Annotated in this window: 1 protein-coding gene; it reads left to right on the top strand. The window is 75.0% G+C overall.

Going from position 1 to position 523, the window contains the following annotated elements:
- Nucleotides 1–35: 35 nt before the first annotated feature.
- The coding region (locus tag AC13HU_RS38050; protein WP_483046560.1) for an N-acetyltransferase at nt 36–523 on the top strand (488 nt) is incomplete at its 3' end.

Here is a 523-nt window from a genome sequence, read left to right as displayed (position 1 = left end):
GGTCGGCGGGGCGGTACGGGCGGACGGCCGCCGACCTGCCCGCGCTGTACGACATCTGCCTGCGCACCGCCGACTCGGGACAGGACGCCACCGCGTCCTACGCCGAACACGACCGCGACCTGGTCGGCGCGATCTTCGCGGCGCCGTACGCCGTACTCGAACCCGACCTCACCTTCGTGGTCGACGACGGCAGCGGGCAGGCGGTCGGCTACGTCCTCGGCACCGGCGACACCACGCGGTTCGTCGAGCGGTTCCGCGCGGAGTGGCTGCCGACCGTCGCCGATCGCTGGCCCGCGCCCGCGGGTGAACCCGGCACGCCCGCCGAATCGATGGCCGCGCTGCTGCACGCCCCCGAGCGGATGGTGGTGCCCACCCTCACCGCCTACCCGGCCCACCTGCACATCGACCTGCTCCCCCGGGCCCAGCGGTCCGGGCACGGCCGCGCCCTGATGACCGCGTACCTGGCCGCGCACGCCGCGCAGGGGGTACCGGCGGTGCACCTCGGCATGCTCACCACCAACAC

The sequence above is a fragment of the Streptomyces sp. NH27 genome (assembly GCF_056859195.1).
The sequence above is the reverse complement of the archived record's forward strand: the minus strand, read 5'-3'. Positions and strand labels throughout refer to the sequence as shown.